The sequence below is a fragment of the Caballeronia sp. ATUFL_F2_KS9A genome (assembly GCF_023630765.1).
Classification (GTDB): Bacteria; Pseudomonadota; Gammaproteobacteria; order Burkholderiales; family Burkholderiaceae; genus Caballeronia; species Caballeronia zhejiangensis.
The window spans coordinates 117,207-133,487 of record NZ_JALQEK010000052.1 but is presented as its reverse complement, the minus strand read 5'-3'; the positions used below and the strand labels follow the sequence as shown (position 1 = coordinate 133,487).

At 61.9% G+C, this 16,281-nt stretch carries 16 protein-coding genes and 2 pseudogenes; 8 read left to right on the top strand and 10 right to left on the bottom strand.

Annotated elements, in window-relative coordinates; all coding sequences use genetic code 11:
- Positions 1-472: 472 nt before the first annotated feature.
- Positions 473-733: a hypothetical protein gene (locus tag NCS67_RS32070; RefSeq protein WP_309806213.1), complete on the bottom strand. Its 261-nt coding sequence runs from the start codon at positions 731-733 to the stop codon at positions 473-475.
- Between the two features lie 536 nt (positions 734-1,269).
- Positions 1,270-1,638 (bottom strand): annotated as a pseudogene (locus NCS67_RS29500) (alpha/beta fold hydrolase); the annotation flags it as partial.
- Between the two features lie 89 nt (positions 1,639-1,727).
- Between NCS67_RS29500 and NCS67_RS29495 the strand changes: the two are divergent.
- The 3 genes and pseudogenes from NCS67_RS29495 to NCS67_RS29485 all read left to right on the top strand — a co-directional run bounded on the left by NCS67_RS29495 (position 1,728) and on the right by NCS67_RS29485 (position 3,471).
- Positions 1,728-1,937, top strand: coding sequence for a hypothetical protein (locus NCS67_RS29495; RefSeq protein WP_250437672.1), 210 nt, complete (start codon positions 1,728-1,730; stop codon positions 1,935-1,937).
- A 153-nt stretch (positions 1,938-2,090) separates the two neighbouring features.
- Positions 2,091-2,465 (top strand): annotated as a pseudogene (locus NCS67_RS29490) (cytochrome ubiquinol oxidase subunit I); the annotation flags it as partial.
- A gap of 16 nt (positions 2,466-2,481) precedes the next feature.
- Positions 2,482-3,471: a cytochrome d ubiquinol oxidase subunit II gene (locus NCS67_RS29485; RefSeq protein WP_250437671.1), complete on the top strand. Its 990-nt coding sequence runs from the start codon at positions 2,482-2,484 to the stop codon at positions 3,469-3,471.
- A 79-nt stretch (positions 3,472-3,550) separates the two neighbouring features.
- Here the strand turns inward: NCS67_RS29485 and NCS67_RS29480 are convergent, their stop codons facing one another.
- Positions 3,551-4,492, bottom strand: coding sequence for a helix-turn-helix transcriptional regulator (locus tag NCS67_RS29480; protein WP_250437670.1), 942 nt, complete (start codon positions 4,490-4,492; stop codon positions 3,551-3,553).
- Between the two features lie 252 nt (positions 4,493-4,744).
- Here NCS67_RS29480 and NCS67_RS29475 point away from each other — a divergent pair, with 252 nt between their 5' ends.
- The 5 genes from NCS67_RS29475 to NCS67_RS29455 all read left to right on the top strand — a co-directional run bounded on the left by NCS67_RS29475 (position 4,745) and on the right by NCS67_RS29455 (position 9,921).
- Positions 4,745-5,464 carry a FadR/GntR family transcriptional regulator gene (locus NCS67_RS29475; RefSeq protein WP_250437669.1) on the top strand — a complete coding sequence of 240 codons (720 nt, stop codon included), beginning with the start codon at positions 4,745-4,747 and terminating at the stop codon, positions 5,462-5,464.
- A gap of 100 nt (positions 5,465-5,564) precedes the next feature.
- Positions 5,565-6,332 (top strand): SDR family oxidoreductase, encoded by a 768-nt coding sequence (locus tag NCS67_RS29470; RefSeq protein ID WP_250437668.1) that lies wholly within the window; start codon positions 5,565-5,567, stop codon positions 6,330-6,332.
- Between the two features lie 13 nt (positions 6,333-6,345).
- Positions 6,346-7,665: an MFS transporter gene (locus tag NCS67_RS29465; protein ID WP_008346630.1), complete on the top strand. Its 1,320-nt coding sequence runs from the start codon at positions 6,346-6,348 to the stop codon at positions 7,663-7,665.
- A 3-nt stretch (positions 7,666-7,668) separates the two neighbouring features.
- Positions 7,669-8,916 carry an enolase C-terminal domain-like protein gene (locus NCS67_RS29460; protein WP_250437667.1) on the top strand — a complete coding sequence of 416 codons (1,248 nt, stop codon included), beginning with the start codon at positions 7,669-7,671 and terminating at the stop codon, positions 8,914-8,916.
- A 93-nt stretch (positions 8,917-9,009) separates the two neighbouring features.
- Complete coding sequence (locus NCS67_RS29455; RefSeq protein ID WP_008346626.1) at positions 9,010-9,921, top strand: LysR family transcriptional regulator; 912 nt, start codon at positions 9,010-9,012, stop codon at positions 9,919-9,921.
- Here NCS67_RS29455 and NCS67_RS29450 read toward each other — a convergent pair.
- The 7 genes from NCS67_RS29450 to NCS67_RS29420 are packed head-to-tail and all read right to left on the bottom strand — an operon-like array spanning position 9,912 to position 16,231.
- Positions 9,912-10,835, bottom strand: a complete 924-nt coding sequence (locus NCS67_RS29450) for an SMP-30/gluconolactonase/LRE family protein (protein WP_008346624.1) — start codon at positions 10,833-10,835, stop codon at positions 9,912-9,914. The two genes, NCS67_RS29455 and NCS67_RS29450, sit on opposite strands and share 10 nt — an antisense overlap.
- Positions 10,836-10,851: 16 nt before the next feature.
- On the bottom strand, positions 10,852-11,877 hold the full coding sequence (locus NCS67_RS29445) for an ABC transporter substrate-binding protein (RefSeq protein ID WP_175980144.1): 1,026 nt from the start codon (positions 11,875-11,877) through the stop codon (positions 10,852-10,854).
- 50 nt (positions 11,878-11,927) lie between these two features.
- On the bottom strand, positions 11,928-12,770 hold the full coding sequence (locus NCS67_RS29440) for a fumarylacetoacetate hydrolase family protein (protein WP_175980145.1): 843 nt from the start codon (positions 12,768-12,770) through the stop codon (positions 11,928-11,930).
- 13 nt (positions 12,771-12,783) lie between these two features.
- Positions 12,784-13,539, bottom strand: a complete 756-nt coding sequence (locus NCS67_RS29435; RefSeq protein WP_008346617.1) for an SDR family NAD(P)-dependent oxidoreductase — start codon at positions 13,537-13,539, stop codon at positions 12,784-12,786.
- Between the two features lie 28 nt (positions 13,540-13,567).
- Complete coding sequence (locus tag NCS67_RS29430; protein ID WP_008346615.1) at positions 13,568-14,374, bottom strand: ABC transporter permease; 807 nt, start codon at positions 14,372-14,374, stop codon at positions 13,568-13,570.
- Positions 14,355-15,209 (bottom strand): ABC transporter ATP-binding protein, encoded by an 855-nt coding sequence (locus NCS67_RS29425; protein ID WP_175980146.1) that lies wholly within the window; start codon positions 15,207-15,209, stop codon positions 14,355-14,357. The genes NCS67_RS29430 and NCS67_RS29425 overlap by 20 nt, the downstream gene beginning before the upstream one ends.
- The gene (locus NCS67_RS29420) at positions 15,206-16,231 is read right to left on the bottom strand and encodes an ABC transporter substrate-binding protein (RefSeq protein ID WP_008346612.1); all 1,026 of its coding nucleotides are present in this window, start codon (positions 16,229-16,231) and stop codon (positions 15,206-15,208) included. Before NCS67_RS29420 ends, NCS67_RS29425 begins: the two co-directional genes overlap by 4 nt.
- Positions 16,232-16,281 lie beyond the last annotated feature (50 nt).

Genomic DNA, 16,281 nt, shown 5'->3' with positions numbered 1-16,281 from the left:
AACCGATCCGCCGGTGGACCTTCGAATCGGGTGCCGCAAACGGGCATACGAGATGTCTCCCACCGGACGGATCGACGCGCGCGCACACACGACGTGTTCTCACGCTGTCGGGTACTCATGGGACGCGCTGAGTGTGAATTTCCGCCGCGACGACAATTCCAGACTTTTGTCAGGACCGGTATGCGCCCCCTTTATCTACTCGTCCAAAGAGGCGAGCGTGCCGAGATTATTTTCCGATATCGACCGTGAGGGACTCGCGAGTATTCGGTCGTCTACGCCAACCGGTCGATTGACCACATGTCTCGGGGCTACCAGGGCGTGAACAAGATCTAACTCGCGACGAAGTCCGTCGCTGTCGTTCAGGGCAGCGGTACGTTCGCCCTGCGCAGGCCCGCGACCTGCGCCGCTCGAAACTCTCTCGTTGAGCGAAGCGAAGAGGACGGCCTGTGCGAAGTAGCAGTCGACTCCGAAATCACCGAATCGGCTCGTGCGGACGGGCCTGAATCAGGCGTGCCACGCCAGCAGTTCGTCCGCCTCGAAAGCCTGCGTGGTTCGCGAACGGACCGACGAAGCCACTGAGATTGCTCACCGATTTGATGATCGCGATGGAAACGGCCGCGGTCGAGCGCGTGAGAAACAGCGTAGGCAATGCCCACAACGGCGACTTGAACGCATAGAGTCCGGCGAGGCTCAGGATGATTATCGTGACCGATACATACGGGTTCGTCTTCAAACCTGTGCCGAGCAGCGCGGCGGCGGCAAGGTGCGAGCGGAATCGCCGAATGCATACGGCGTTCGTTACGGCGACCCGAACTGTGCGACCGCAGGACCAAGACGATCGTCGTGAACAGATGCGGCACCATCGCGATGAGACCGACCTGCGTATGGCTCAGTGTCCTGAATGCGCGCACACCTGCATGCGCGCCTTGTGCAGCCGACCACGGAATCGCGTCCGCAGTCCGGAGTCGCTGCGAGCCAATAGCTAGAGGTGCGACATACCGTAGTCAGCCCGCTAGGCAGGTCCAGCATGTCAACAGGTTGGTCCACCGCAAGAGCGTACCGTGCGTTCTCACCCGCCATGTGCCATAGACCGCGAGTGGCGCTCCAGGCGCCTCACGTCGGAGTTTCTATCCGCGCATTGAGGATTTGGCAGCTTCCAGAGTGAACTGGCCGTTCGACTGGCCACCCTGTCACTTTGGCGAGCGGCCAAAACTGGCCGACTTTGGAAGGCTGCCCGCTTCACGACTGTGCTGCGAAACGGGCATCGGCTTAGGCCTGCACGAAAGCCAGCAGATCAGCGTTTAACACGTCCGCGTTGACGGTCAACATCCCATGCGAATAGCCGGGATATGTCTTTAACGTTCCGTTCTCGAGTAACTCGATCGACTTCTTCGCCGAATCACCGATTGGCACGATCTGGTCGTCCTCACCGTGCAAAACGAGCGTGGGTACGGTGATGGCGCGAAGATCTTCTGTCTGGTCCGTTTCGGAAAAGGCCTTGATGCCCTCGTAATGTGCCTTTGCACTACCCATCATGCCTTGTCGCCACCAGTTCTGAATGACGCCCTGGTGGACCGTCGCATCAGGGCGGTTGAAGCCGTAGAACGGACCCGTCGGTACGTCTAAAAAGAACTGTGCGGAATCGAACCGATATGCGTAGCTCCAAAAGACACGCGGCATCCGCCGTCCTGAATGCAGCGGCTACAGTAGCCGTCGAAGAACCATCCTTGCAAGTCGAAGTGACGTCGGGCGAGATATCGACGCTTGTCGCCGCGCTCGATGCGCTGCTCCGCGAACGCGCGATGGCCTATCGGATTGCATCGGACTATCTCGTTGCGCAGCAACAACCGATCGATCAACTGTCGTTCGGGATATCGAACATCATGCGCATCAAGCGTTCGCTCGAAGAACGGCTTAATTCGGCCGATCGGATCTGAAGCCGCCGTTTCAATCAACTCATCAGTCGATCCGCGCCGCCGCATACCGCATGCGATGCGGCGTGTCACGGCGTTCGGCAATCCGGTCGACAACTCACAGGAGACGTGTTTATGCTGCACAAGAAAAAAGATTCGGGCGCTGCGCCGATGCCCGCGTATGCGCTGCGCAAGACGCGCGGAAAGCTCGATGCGCTGCTCGCCCGGCGCAAGCTGTTGCTCGCGTGGGTGCTCTGCATCCCGTTGCCCTACGTGGCGGTGGAAGCGGGCTGGATCGTGCGCGAAGTCGGCCGGCAACCGTGGGTCGTGTACGGCTTGCAGCGCACGCGCGATGCCGTCTCATCCGTTCCATCCTCTTCGGTCTCGCTCAGCATCGCGATGTTCCTCGCCTTCTACGCCGTGCTGCTGTTCACGTTCTTCGTGCTCGCAAGACGGTGGCTGCGCGCCGGCCCCGATCTGGACATCATGCCGCCCGCCGCGATGGCCGGCGAGACGGCTCGATCGAAAGCGAACGCCGTCACCGGTTACTGAACTCAGGAGTCTGCAAATGGATAGTGCCGTTCATACGATGCTCGCCGATACATGGTTCGGCCTGATCGGGCTGATGCTCGTCTTCTATGTCGTCACCGATGGTTTCGATCTCGGCGTCGGCATCCTCACGCTGCTGCGCAGGCAGTCCGCCGACCGCGATGTCATGGTCCAGTCGATCGGTCATGTATGGGACGCCAACGAAACGTGGCTCGTCGTGCTGGGCGGCGCACTGTTCGGCGCGTTTCCCGCCGCCTATGCGCTGCTGATGGAGCATCTCTATTTGCCCGTCATGGCGCTGATCGCGGGATTGATCATGCGTGGCGCCGCAATCGAGTTTCGTCATACCGTGGATCAGGGTCCGCTCTGGGACAAGGTGTTCGGCATCGGCAGCCTGATCGCGGCGCTCTCGCAGGGCGTCGTGCTCGGCAAGGTCATCAAGGGGCTCGCGCCCGGCAAGGTGGCGCTCGCGTTCGTCGTCGTCACGGCGATGGGCGTCGTCGCGGGCTACTGCCTGCTCGGCGCGACCTGGCTCGTCGGGAAGACCTCGGGCATGGTCGAGCAATGGGCGCGCAGGATGTCCCTGCTGAGCGCGATGTTCACGGTGGCCGCCGCCGCGCCGCTCACGCTGGCGACGTGGTTCAGGAGCGATATCGGTCATGCGCGGTGGTCGCAACCGGGCGTCATGCATCTGCTGATCGTGCTCGCACTCGGCGCCGTGGCCGCGTTGGCGTTCATCATGGCATCGCTCTATCTCGGCAGTTCGCGCGGGCCGTTCCGCGCATCGGTAGCGCTCTTCGTGCTGTCTTTCGCGGGACTGGCGATCAGCGTGTTCCCCGATTTCATTCCGGGCAAGCTGGGCGTTCTCGAAGCCGCTTCGGACTCGCCGACGCTCGCGTTCATGCTCATCGGCATCGGACTCGTCTTTCCGGTGATGATCGGCTACAACCTTTATCAGTATCACATCTTCCGCGGCAAGCTCGCGGGCGGCGCGCACGCGGGAGAGTGAACGATCTTCGTTGATGGACACGAAAACGCCGCCCTGGGGCGGCGTTTCATTGAAGTCGCGCCATTCGATCGGACAGCGCTCATGCCGCGTCGAGCGTCGTCTGCCAGTGCTTCGGCGTAGCGCCGACCAGACGCTTGAAGACCGTCGTGAAGTGCGCCTGCGAGCGGAATCCGCAGGAAAGCGCGACATCGAGAATGCTGTGCTTCGAGGTGCGCAAAAGCGCCTGCGCGTGATCGATGCGCTTTTGCAGCAGGTATTCGTGCGGGCGCATGCCGGTGGCGCGCCGAAATTGCGCAGCGAAATGCATCCGTGTGAGTCCGGTGCTCGCGGCGATGTCGGCCAGGCTGATGTTGTCGGCCAGATGCGATTCGACGAACTCCGATACGCGGTTGATGCGCCATTGCGGCAGCGCCGACGGCTCGCGTCCGCGCACGGCCGGCGCCGAGAAATGACGCGCGACGAGCCGCGACACGATTGCACAAGCGACGCTGTCGATGAACACTCTGCCAGGCGCCGCGCCTTCCGTCTTGCAGACGGCGAGCGCTTGTCCCAGACGTTCGAGCGCGGGATCGCGTATCAGCTTCGGATCGCCGAGCACGATGTCGCCCGCATGCGGCCGCTGGAACAGATCCTCGTAGCATTCCGCCAATGCCCGCTGCGGCACGAAGAGATGCAGCACATCCATCGCGGATTCGAACACGGCCGAGACGCGCGTCGCGGGCGCGGTCACTTGCACCACGCCGGCCGGCACGCGCCCGTGCAGCAGCTTGCGGCCCGCATGACGAAAGATCAGTTGCGCGCACCGGAGATTCAGGCTGACGCAATGATGCGTGCCGCTGCCTTCGTTGACGGCTTCGAGCGGCGCTTCGCCGTGATGCAGCCAGCGAGACATTGCCATTCGCTCGGACTGCGCATCCGCTGCGGGCTGCAGCACGCGCGGGCTTGGGCTGCGCCATCGGTCTTCGAGTTCGATCAGGGGCGCGCGCGGCGTCCCGGCTTGCGAAAGCAGGTCGAGCGTCATGATGTTTCCTTCTCTTGCTTGGATCTGACGGCGTGCCGAGGACCGGCACAGCGATGACTCAACGTTAAAGAAACGGAAACGGCCCGCCTAGCCGTACAAAAGGTTGACTGCCCCGCCGAATGGTTGAGCCGACCTATATCAAGGTTTGATGCCCGCGTCCGGCAATGCACTTGCACCGGGTCAACCCCGATTGTTCCGATGAAAGATCGTCTGCTAACTTCCAAATCATACGTATGATCTAGAGGGAACTGAATGCCGACCTTGCACAGGCAAGTCCTCAATCAAATGGGCGAACAGATCTGCGCGGGCAAATTCGCGCCCGGCGACATCCTGCCGGCCGAAGGCGAACTCGCCGAACTCATGCAGGTGAGCCGCATCACGATTCGCGAGACGATGAAGTCGCTGTCCGCGAAAGGCATGCTGCAGGTGCGGCGCCGTCACGGCACGATCGTGTTGCCGCGCTCGCACTGGCAGTTGTTCGATCCCGACGTCATCACATGGCGCGCACGTTCGGGCGTGGTCGATGACGACCTCATCCGCGACCTGATGGAACTGCGCACGATCATCGAGCCGAATGCCGCGAAGCTCGCGGCGAAGCGCGCGACGCCCGAGGACCGCATCGCGTTGCGTCGCGCATTCAAGGCGATGGAGCGCGCCGTTGCAGGACAAGGCGAATACGTGCCGGCGGACCTCGCGTTCCACGGTGCGATTCTCACGGCATGCCACAACCAGTTTGTTCAGCAGATGCAAAACGCGCTCTCCGCAATTCTGCGCACGAGCTTTGAGTTGAGCTCGGAGATCGAGGGCGGCCCCGCCCGCTCGCTGCCGATGCACGAAGCGTTGTGCATCGCGATCGAACAAGGCGATGCACATGCGGCGGAGCAAGCCGTGCTCACGCTGATCGAACGCGCGGAAAAGGACTTCGACGATCGCGCGGCGCTTGCCCGCACCGTGAACGACACGCCTTCATAGCAATACATCATCGTTTGGCAACCAGGAACGCAGCCTCGCCAAAGAGGCTGCGCGGACGCGCTCGCGTCGACGTTTCGACTGCATCACATAAGGAACACGCATGAACAAGTTGTTCGATCTCAATGGCCGAACGGCCGTCGTCACGGGTTCGGCACGCGGCATTGGCTACGCGCTCGTGGAAGGACTGGCGAGGGCGGGTGCGCGCGTTATCGTCAACGGCACGAAAGCCGAAACCGTCGATGCCGCTGTCGGCCGTCTGCAGGCACAAGGCTTCGACGCACGCGGCCGCGCATTCGACGTCACCGATGAAGCGTCGGTTGCCGCTGCGTTCGCCGCGTGGGATGCGGAGGGCATCGAAGTGGATATCGTCGTGAATAACGCGGGCATTCAGTTCCGCAAGCCGATGATCGAGCTCGCGCTCGCCGACTGGCAACGCGTGATCGATACCAATCTGACGAGCGCATTCATCGTCGCGAAGGAAGCCGCGCGTCGCATGATCGAGCGCAAGCGCGGCGGCAAGATCATCAACATCGGTTCGCTTACGAGCGAAGGCGCGCGCGCGACCGTTGCGCCTTACACGGCCGCAAAAGGCGGCATCAAGATGCTCACGCGCGCCATGAGCGCCGAATGGGCGTCATTCGATATTCAGGCGAACGCAATCGGCCCCGGCTACATCCTGACGGACATGAACCAGGCGCTCGTGGATAACGCGGACTTCGACAAGTGGGTCAAGAACAGCAATCCGTCGCAGCGCTGGGGCAAGCCGGAAGAGCTCGTCGGTACGGCGGTGTACCTCGCGTCGTCTGCATCGAGCTATGTGAACGGGCAAATCATTTACGTCGATGGCGGCTGGCTCGCCGTACTCTGACATCGGAGACATCATGGACAACATCAAAACGGTCGCACCGCAAAGATGGTGGCATCTCATGCCGATCATCTTCATCACGTACAGCCTCGCTTATCTGGATCGCGCGAACTACGGCTTTGCGGCGGCCGCAGGCATCGACAAGGATCTGGGCATCACGTCGGCGACCTCGTCGCTGATCGGCTCGCTGTTCTTCCTCGGATACTGCCTGTTTCAAGTGCCCGGCGCGATCTACGCACAGAAGAACAGCGTAAAGAAGCTGATCTTCGCGAGCCTCATCTTGTGGGGCCTATGCGCCGCCGCGACCGGCATGGTGAGCAACATTCCGACGTTGATGGCGCTGCGCTTCATCCTCGGCATCGTCGAAGCGGCGGTGATGCCGTCCATGCTCATGTACATCAGCCGATGGTTCACGCGCACGGAACGCTCACGCGCAAATACGTTCCTCATTCTCGGCAATCCGGTCACGGTGTTGTGGATGTCGATCGTGTCGGGCTATCTCATTCGCAACTTCGGCTGGCGCGAAATGTTCGTGATCGAAGGCGTGCCCGCGATTCTGTGGGCCATCGTGTGGTGGTTCACGGTAAAGGATCGTCCCGCCGATGCCCCTTGGATGAGCGACAAGGAGAAAGCCGATTTCGATGCCATCCTCAAGTCCGAGCAGGCGCATATCGCGCCGGTGCGGGACTACAAGGCGGCGTTCCGTTCGTCCATCGTGCTCAAGTGCTGCGCCATTCACGCGTTGTGGAGTATCGGCGTGTACGGCTTCATCATGTGGCTGCCGTCGATTCTGAAGTCGGCGTCGAAAACGATCGATATCGTCTCGGTCGGCTGGCTCTCCGCCGTGCCGTATCTCGCGGCCATCGTTTTGATGCTGCTCGCATCGTATCTGTCCGATAAAACGCGCAATCGAAAGCTCTTCGTGTGGCCGTTATTGTTGATCGGCACGGTCGCGTTCGTGGGTTCGTATCTCGTCGGCACGTCGAATTTCTGGCTGTCGTTCACGTTGCTCGTGATCGCGGGCGCCACGATGTACGCGCCTTACGGACCGTTCTTCGCGCTCGTCCCCGAGCTGATTCCGAGCAATGTGCTCGGCGGCGCGATCGGTCTCATCAACGCGTGCGGTGCGCTCGGCGCCTTCCTCGGCGCGTGGCTCGTCGGCTATCTGAACGGTGCGACGGGCAGTCCTTCCGCATCGTATGTGTTCATGGCCGCGGCGCTGCTCGCGTCGGTCGTCCTCATGATGCTGGTGCCCGCGCAGACCGGCCAGCGCTCGACACCCAAGGGAGGCACGGGCAGCAAGTCCGATTCCGTGACTTCTCTTCTCGTGAAATAACTCATGGCAACGCTCATCACCGACGTCAAGGTCATCCTGACCGCGCCTGAAGGCATCAATCTCATCGTCGTCAGGGTCGAGACGAATCAGCCCGGCTTGTATGGGCTCGGCTGCGCGACCTTCGCGTACCGGCATCTCGCGGTCAAGTGCCTGATCGAAGATTACTTGCGGCCCTTGCTGATCGGGCGCGATGCCGAGGCGATCGAAGAGCTCTGGCAATTGATGCATCAGAACGCGTACTGGCGCAATGGACCGATCGAAAACAACGCGATCTCGGGCATCGATATGGCGTTGTGGGACATCAAGGGGAAGCAGGCGAACATGCCGCTGTATCAGTTGTTCGGCGGCAAGGTGCGCGAAGGCGTGCCGATCTATCGTCATGCGGATGGCCGCGATCTCAACGAACTCTGCGACAACATTCAGCGATATCGCGAGCAGGGCATCACGCATGTTCGCTGTCAAAGCGGCGGATACGGCGGCGGCGCATTCGGCCGCGCGCCATCGAATGCGCCGGAAGGCGCTGCGGACGGCATTTACCTCGACAGCCGCAAGTACATTCGCGACACGCTCAAGCTGTTCGATGGCATCCGCAGCAAGATCGGCTTCGATGTCGCGTTGTGCCACGACGTGCATGAGCGTCTGAAGCCGGTGGAGGCGATTCGCTTCGCGCGCGAGCTCGAGCCTTTCGAGTTGTTCTTTCTCGAAGATGCGATGGCGCTCGAAGAAGGCGAATGGATGCGCCAGCTGCGCGAGAAAACCACGACGCCGCTGGCGCAAGGCGAGCTATTCAACAATCCGTATGAATGGCGCTTTCTGATTACGGAGCGGTTGATCGACTTCATTCGCGTGCATCTGAGCCAGATCGGCGGCATCACCGCGGCGCGAAAACTGCAGATCTTCGCCGAGCAATTCGGCGTGCGGACAGCCTGGCATGGTCCGGGCGACATGTCGCCGCTCGCGCACGCAGCGAACATTCATATCGACCTTGCGTCGCGTAATTTCGGCGTGCAGGAATGGTCGGGCACCGAGCCGCCGAACTTCGTGATTCAGGAACTGAAAGGTCCGCGTGAGGCACTGCTCGATGTGTTCCCGGGACTTCCTCAGTTTCGCAACGGCTTCGTTCATGCCAACGAAAAGCCGGGCTTGGGCGTCGATCTCGATGAGCGTGAAGCGGCGAAGTATCCGTGCGAGCGTAACGTCGTGCTATGGACGCAGACGCGCTTGATGGACGGCGGGTTGCAGACACCCTGACGGCTGCGCTCGATTGACTTCCTGCCGGCTCCATGGCTATTCTCGCGTCATGAAAACGTCGCGGCGCGAGCGATCGCGTCCCCGGAGATTCACTTGCGCTTCGACCTCCAATCGCTGAAGCTTTTCGTCGCCGTCTGCGAACACGGCAGCATCGCGCGGGCTGCGGAATTCGAGAACATCGCGGCTTCGGCGCTCAGCAAGCGCATGTCGCAGCTCGAAGACATCCTCAAGACGGCGTTGTTCGTGCGTAGCAACAAGGGGCTGGAATTGACCGTCGCGGCGGCAGCACTGCTGCAACACGCACGGACGCTTCTGCGCGACATCCAGCAGATGGAAAGCGAATTGCTCGACCACGCGGAAGGCGTTCGCGGTCAGATCCGGCTACACGCCAGCCTCTCCACCATCGTCCAGTACATCGCCAAGGATATCCGCGATTTCCTGGATCTCCATCCAGCTTTGCGCATCGACCTTCAGGAGAGCCTGAGCCCTGCTGTCGTGCGCGCCGTTTCCGAAAACACTGCCGATATCGGCGTGTTCGGCGGCACCACGGTAACTGCCGGCCTGCAGGTCTATCCGTACCGAAGCGACCGCCTCGTGGTCATCATGCCGCCCGATCATCCGCTGGGCCGTGCCGGCCGTCTCAAGTTTCGCGAGGTGGCGCGATATCCGCTCGTGGGGCCTCAGGAAGGAAGCTATCTGAATTCGCTGGTGTTGCGCGCGGCGGCAGACCTCGACCATCCGCTCAAGCTGTCTATCCGGGTCAATGGCTTCGAGCCGGTGCGCAGCATGGTCGAAGCGCGCCTTGGCGTGGGACTCGTGCCCGAGCATCACGCCGAGCGCTACGTCAGCTCGGCGCCGCTGGTTGCTGTCCTGCTGGACGAACCGTGGGCCGAGCGGCACTGGAAAATCTGCGTGCGTGAGGCGGAGTCTCTTCCCGCACCCGTCCAGCTCTTCCTCAAACACCTGCTCGCAAGCGCGCAGCAGCAGCCCGGCAATCACGAATAAGCTAGCCTCAATCCGGGTTCCGGCCACGACAGCACACCCAGACGCCCGGTGCCGGACATCGTGACATACGCTGTCTTCATGTCGGCGCCTCCGAAGCAGATGTTCGTCACCATGCCGTCGGGGACCATGACTTGCCGCATCACCTCGCCGGTCGGCGCGACCACGGTGATGCAACCCGTGACGAGCGTCGCTACGCAAATGTTTCCTGCCGCGTCCACGGCCAGGCTGTCGAATCGCTGGTAGCCCGGAAGCCCGCACACGAGACGTCCGCCGTGCGGCGATGGATACGGATGCTTGCGCGCCCGGCCGGGTTCCTCCAGGTCGAACGCCCATAAGCGCGCCGTTTCTGTTTCGGCGACGTAGACCACGCGATCGTCGGGCGACAGACCGACGCCGTTCGCGGTAGTAAGCGGATACGCGACTTCGACGATCATCGACCCGTCGGCTCGCGCGTAATAAAGACCCGCGTGATCGCGATCGCGCAGCCGGTTCTTGCCGAAATCAGTGAAGTAAAAGCCGCCTTCGTGGTCGAACACGATGTCGTTCGGCCCGCACAGCGGATGATCGCCGCAGCGCTCGTAGAGCGTCGTCAGCGTGCCCGTGCGCGGGTCGAACCGTTCGATCCGCCCACTCGTATAGCCTGGATGGATACCCGGCCGAGTGCGATTGAGCCCCGCAACGGTACGGAACAGGAATCCCCCGTTGTTGCAGATGTAGAAAGCGCCGTCCGGACCCACAGCGAGACCGTTCGGCCCTCCGCCTGTTTCCGCAACGACGCTCACGCTGCCGTCGACGGATACGCGGCTGATCGTCTCGCGCTCGATTTCGACCAGCACGACCGAGCCATCGGCCATCGCCACCGGTCCCTCGGGGAACATCAGGCCCTCCGCCAGGATGCGGATGTCGCTCTCCATGTCTGGTCTCCTCGGTTCAACGCTTGTCCGCATTCTCGACGAAACGGTTGTCGTATGTGGCCTTCAGATCGATCGATGCTTTGCCGATTTCGGGATCGAATGCGGTCAGGACATCGTGTACGGTATGCGCGGCGGCGTCCGTCATCAGGCCGTCGCGCGAAATGCAGCTTCGCATGTTGGCGTACGCACGAGCGAAGACATCCTTTTCGGCCAGCGCATATTGCTGCGGCACGGCGGCGGCGACCTGTTCGGGCGTTGCATGCGCCATCCAGCGCTCGGCCTCGACGATCGCATTCGTCACCGCTTGCACGGTATTCGGATACTTGACGAGAAAATCTCTCGTCGTGTACATGGCCGCTTCCGGATAGTCGCCGCCCAGTGTCGCGCGCGTGCCGGCCGGGTCTCGCATCACGGCCAACGGAAACAGATCGCCGCTGCCCTGCAGAACGGTGGCGACCGGGTCGTTGCTCATCAACGCGTCGATCTGACCGCTGCGCGCCGCAGCGATCGCTCCGGCAGATGAACCCACGCCGATGATCGACACGTCGCCGGGCTTCAAGCCGGACTTGCTCAGCAGATAGTTCACGCCCATATGAAAGCTCGATCCGGGCGAACTCACGCCGATACGCATGCCTTTCAGGTCCGCATAAGTCTTGACCTTGTCGTGGCTCGCGCGCGTCGCACCGAACACCCATCCGGGGCACGAGGCCAGCGTCACGAACGAGACCAGCTTCTGCCCCTTGGCGGCCATGGTTATCGTATTGGAGTAGGCGCCTGCCACGATGTCGGCACTTCCGCCCATCATCGCCTGCAGCGCCTTGGCGCCTCCGCTGAACACGCCGATCTCGACATCCAGCCCGGCCTGTTTGAAGTAGCCCCGGCTGTCCGCAATGACGAACGGCAGGTAAGGAAAGCCGACGCCCGCCGCCGCCAGATGCAGCTTCGGCTTCTCCGGCACAGGCGCGCCGCTCGCGGCCGATGCAGTCGAGACGGCAGCGAAGATTGCCAATGCAATGGAAACCTGACGCCAAAGCGCTGTCACGATAGTTTGTCTCCGTCGAATATTTCTCGCGCGACCGTCCCGCGAAGCGTTCAACCCTGCACGACGTTCTGGCGCTGCTGCCCGAGGCCCTCGATACCCAGCGTCACGATATCGCCCGCCTTCAGATAGACCGGAGGCTTCTGCCCCAGGCCGACTCCGGGCGGCGTGCCCGTGGAAATAATGTCGCCCGGCTGCAATGACATGAACTGCGACAGGTATGAAACCAGATATCGCACGCCATACACCATGGTGACCGTACTGCCGTTCTGATAGCGATGTCCGTTGACTTCCAGCCACATCGGCAGCGTCTGCGGGTCGGGAATTTCGTCTGCGGTGACGAGCCAGGGCCCGGTCGGACCGAACGTATCCGCCGACTTGCCCTTGGTCCATTGGCCCTGACGCTCCGCCTGAAACGCGCGCTCGGACACATCGTTGATGACGCAATAGCCCGCGACATGGTTCATCGCATCGGCCTCGCCGACATACTTGGCCGTCTTGCCGATGACCACGCCCAACTCGACTTCCCAATCGGTCTTGAGCGAGTCGCGCGGAATCTCGATCGAGTCGTTCGGACCGACGATCGCACTCGTGGCCTTCATGAAGATGATCGGCTCCGGCGGCACCGTGGCGCCGGTTTCCGCTGCGTGGTCGGAATAATTCAGGCCGATGCAGATGAACTTGCGCGTGCCGCCCACGCAGGGGCCCAGACGCGGATTGCCTTCCACGCGCGGCAACGACGCAATGTCCAGCGCTTTCAGGCGTGCGAGGCTATCCGGCAGCAGAGCGTCGCCGGCGATATCGGCAACATGGTTCGACAGGTCACGGATATGTCCATCGGCATCGAGAAGGCCCGGCTTCTCTTCGCCCGGTGAACCGTAGCGCAACAGCTTCATATGTATGCTCGCTTCAGTAGGTGGCGCGACCGCCGGACAGATCGAAAACCGCTCCGGTGGTGAAGGAATTTTCTTCGCTGACGAGCCACGCGATCATCGCCGCGGCTTCATTCAGTTCGAGGAAACGGCCGCGCGGAATCTTGCCCAGCATGTACTCGATATGCTCGGGCGCCTGCTCCATCGCGCCGGGCGTGCGCGCAACGGCCGGTGTCACGCAATTGACCGCGATGTCGTGACGTGCCAGCTCCTTTCCCAGCGACTTCGTCATTGCGATGACCGCGGCCTTCGCCGAGCTGTAGGCCGCCGCATTCGGATTGCCTTCCTTGCCGGCGACCGAAGCGAGATTGACGATACGGCCGTAGTTCTGACGGACCATTTCCGGGACCACCGCACGGCAGCAATGGAACGTGCCGTTCACGTCGATCTCCATGACCTGCTTCCAGATATCGATCGGATAGTCGATCAGAGGCGCATTCGGGCCGACGATCGCCGCGTTGTTGACGAGGATATCGATACGTCCCATCGATTCCAGCGTCGCCGCGACAGCCGCTTGCACGCTCGCGTAATCGGCAATGTCGACGCGCTCGAAGTGAACGTCGTGCCGGCGCAGTTGAGTACGGGCCTGCTCGATGCCAGCAGGATTCACGTCCCAGACCACGAGTCGCGCACCGGACTCGAGCAGCCGGCGGCCGACTTCGAGACCGATGCCTTGCGCGCCGCCCGTCACGACAGCGACGCGGTCCGCCAGATTGATTGTGTTCGTCTGCAATTTAGTCCCTTCAGGTTGGATCGCGCATTCACGCGCTGGCGGCAACGGTCTGTCCGGCCACGGGGCGCCAGCGCAGCAGATAGTCTTCGATCATCGATACGGCCGTATCGAGCACTAGCGCGAACACGGTCAGCACCAGAATCCCCGCGATGACCGAGTTGATATCGAACACGCCTTCGGCCAGCAGAATCAGATAGCCAACGCCTTTCTCCGAGCCCAGATACTCGCCCACCACGCTGCCGACGAACGCGATGCCGATCGCGTTGTGCAGGCTCGAAAACACCCAGCTCGTCGCCGATGGCAGATACACATGCCTCATCAGTTGACGCGAGTTCGCCCCGAGCATCCGCGTATTGGAGAGCACGGTCGGGCTCACTTCGCGCACACCCTGGAACACGTTGAAAAAGACCACGAAGAAGACGAGCGTCACGCCCAAGGCGACTTTCGACCAGATGCCCAGCCCGAACCAAAGCGCGAAAATCGGCGCGAAAATCAGGCGCGGCATGGAGTTCATCGCTTTGATGAACGGATCGAACACGACCGCCAGAAACGGGCTAAGGGCAAGCCAGAGACCGCATCCCAAACCCAGAACCGTGCCGATTGCGAACGCAAGCATCGTTTCGAGCAGCGTCGTGTACAGATGGCGAAACACCGAGCCCGTGACGAACCACTCGACGATGCGACGCGCCACGCCTACCGGATCGCCGAAGAAGAACGGCGACAGCCATTTCTGATACGTGCCGAGCCACCAGATGAACAGCACGCCGAGCAGGATTGCGAGCCGCGTCGCCAGAACGGTGAAGCGATTGCCTGGACTAAACTCGATTGCGCGCATAGCTTTTCAGAACCTCGCCTCTAAGCACGTCCCATATCTGGGTGTGCAGTTGAAGGAAACGCTGCGTCATCCGGATCTCCGACATCTCGCGCGGCCGCTCGAGATCGATCTCGAACTCAGCGATAGGTCGTGTACCCGGTCCCGCCGATAGCACGATGACCCGGTCGGAAAGCGAGATCGCCTCTTCGAGATCGTGAGTCACGAACATCACGGACTTGCGGTCGTTCGACCACAGCCGTAACAGCTCGTTTTCCATCAGATGACGAGTCTGGATATCGAGCGCGCTGAACGGTTCGTCCATCAGAATGATGCGGGGATTGAGCGCCAGGGCTTGCGCGAGACCGGCCCGCTTGCGCATGCCGCCCGACATCTGATGCGGATATTTCTTCCCATGACCTTGCAGCCCTACTCGCTCGAGCCAGCCGCGGGCGACGCTCAAGGCTTCTTCGCGCGGCATCCCGCGAAAGATCAGGCCGATGGCAATGTTCTCTTCGGCGGTCTTCCACGGCATGAGCGCATCGACCTGGAACAGGTAGGCGGCCTGCGTGTTGAGACCGTGAGTCAGTTTCTTGCCGAACACGCTCAGGCTGCCCGACGAAGGCCGGGTAAGCCCGGCGGCGACGTTCAACAGTGTCGACTTGCCGCAACCCGTAGGACCGACGATCGAGACGAACTCGCCGTCTCGTATCGTCAGGCTTCCGCCGGAAACCGCGGTGTAGGTCTGCGCTCTCTTGCCGTTGCCGGCAAAAGTGCAGGTCACGTTGTCGAAGCGTAACGCTTCGCGCGCTTCCGCCTGTCCGCTGTCGAGCGGGACGCTATACGCGGCGGTGCTCATGGCTGGACCTCTGCCGCCTTTCTGACAAATCGATTGTCGTAGGTCGTGGCGAGGTCGATCTTGGCCGAGGCCACCGCCGGGTCGAAGGCCGCAAGCACTTCATGCACCGTTTGGGCGCCCTTGGCCGTGATTTCCCCGTTCTGCGCGATGCAGCGTCGGCTGTTCGTGAAGGCCTCGGCGTAGAGCGCCTTGTTGTCGCCCAGAAACTGCGGCGGGACGTTGTCGGCGACCTGTTGCGGCGTCGCCGTGGCGATCCACTTTTCCGCGCGCACGATCGCATTGGCGACTGCCTGAACCGTCTTCGGATTCTTGTCGATGAAGTCCTGCGTCGCGAATACGCTCGACTCGGGATAGTCCGCCCCAAACACCTTCACGTTGCCGTCCGCCGTACGCATGTTCTCGAGCGGTCTCAGGCTGCCGTCTTTCGTCAGGATCGTGGCACTGGGATCGTTGACGATAAGCGCATCGATTTGCCCCGCACGCACCGCCGCAACGGCGCCGGCCGCCTGCCCCACCCCGATGATCGATACGTCCGAAGGCTGCAGCCCCGCCTTGTGCAGGATGTAGTTGACCGCCATGTGCGTGCTGGAGCCTGGCGCGCTCACGCCGATTCGCATGCCCTTCAAATCCTTGGGCGACTTGACGTCGGTCTCGTGTTTCTGCGATACGCCGAAGATCCATCCCGGGCAAATCACTTGTGCGGCCACCACGACGAGGTGCTGACCCTTCGTCGCCATGGTGATCGTGTTCGAGTACGCGCCCGCCACCATATCGGAGCTGCCGCCCAACAAGGCCTCCAGCGTCTTCGAGCCGCCCGAGAATGCGGCGATGGTTACGTCGAGCCCCTCGTCCTTGAAATAGCCGCGCTGCTTGGCGACGAGCATCGGCAGGTAGGTGATGCCCGTCGACGCCGCCGCGATGTGCAGCTCGGGCTTCTCAGGCGTGTCCTTCGCCACTGCCGTGGCCGATGCGCAAACGAGTCCCACGGCTGCGCACAGTGCAACTGCGAGTTTCAGCTTCATGGTTGTCTCCTCCCTTTCAAGGGATGTGGGTGCGAAAACTGCCCTGCAAG

Coding starts and splice junctions, on each gene's coding strand:
- NCS67_RS29465 (WP_008346630.1), top strand. CDS start 6,346: ATGGACAACATCAAAACGGTCGCACCGCAAAGATGGTGGCATCTCATG.
- NCS67_RS29420 (WP_008346612.1), bottom strand. CDS start 16,231: ATGAAGCTGAAACTCGCAGTTGCACTGTGCGCAGCCGTGGGACTCGTT.
- NCS67_RS29450 (WP_008346624.1), bottom strand. CDS start 10,835: ATGGAGAGCGACATCCGCATCCTGGCGGAGGGCCTGATGTTCCCCGAG.
- NCS67_RS29485 (WP_250437671.1), top strand. CDS start 2,482: ATGGATAGTGCCGTTCATACGATGCTCGCCGATACATGGTTCGGCCTG.
- NCS67_RS29470 (WP_250437668.1), top strand. CDS start 5,565: ATGAACAAGTTGTTCGATCTCAATGGCCGAACGGCCGTCGTCACGGGT.
- NCS67_RS29440 (WP_175980145.1), bottom strand. CDS start 12,770: ATGAAGCTGTTGCGCTACGGTTCACCGGGCGAAGAGAAGCCGGGCCTT.
- NCS67_RS29460 (WP_250437667.1), top strand. CDS start 7,669: ATGGCAACGCTCATCACCGACGTCAAGGTCATCCTGACCGCGCCTGAA.
- NCS67_RS29425 (WP_175980146.1), bottom strand. CDS start 15,209: ATGAGCACCGCCGCGTATAGCGTCCCGCTCGACAGCGGACAGGCGGAA.
- NCS67_RS29475 (WP_250437669.1), top strand. CDS start 4,745: ATGCCGACCTTGCACAGGCAAGTCCTCAATCAAATGGGCGAACAGATC.
- NCS67_RS29480 (WP_250437670.1), bottom strand. CDS start 4,492: ATGACGCTCGACCTGCTTTCGCAAGCCGGGACGCCGCGCGCGCCCCTG.
- NCS67_RS29430 (WP_008346615.1), bottom strand. CDS start 14,374: ATGCGCGCAATCGAGTTTAGTCCAGGCAATCGCTTCACCGTTCTGGCG.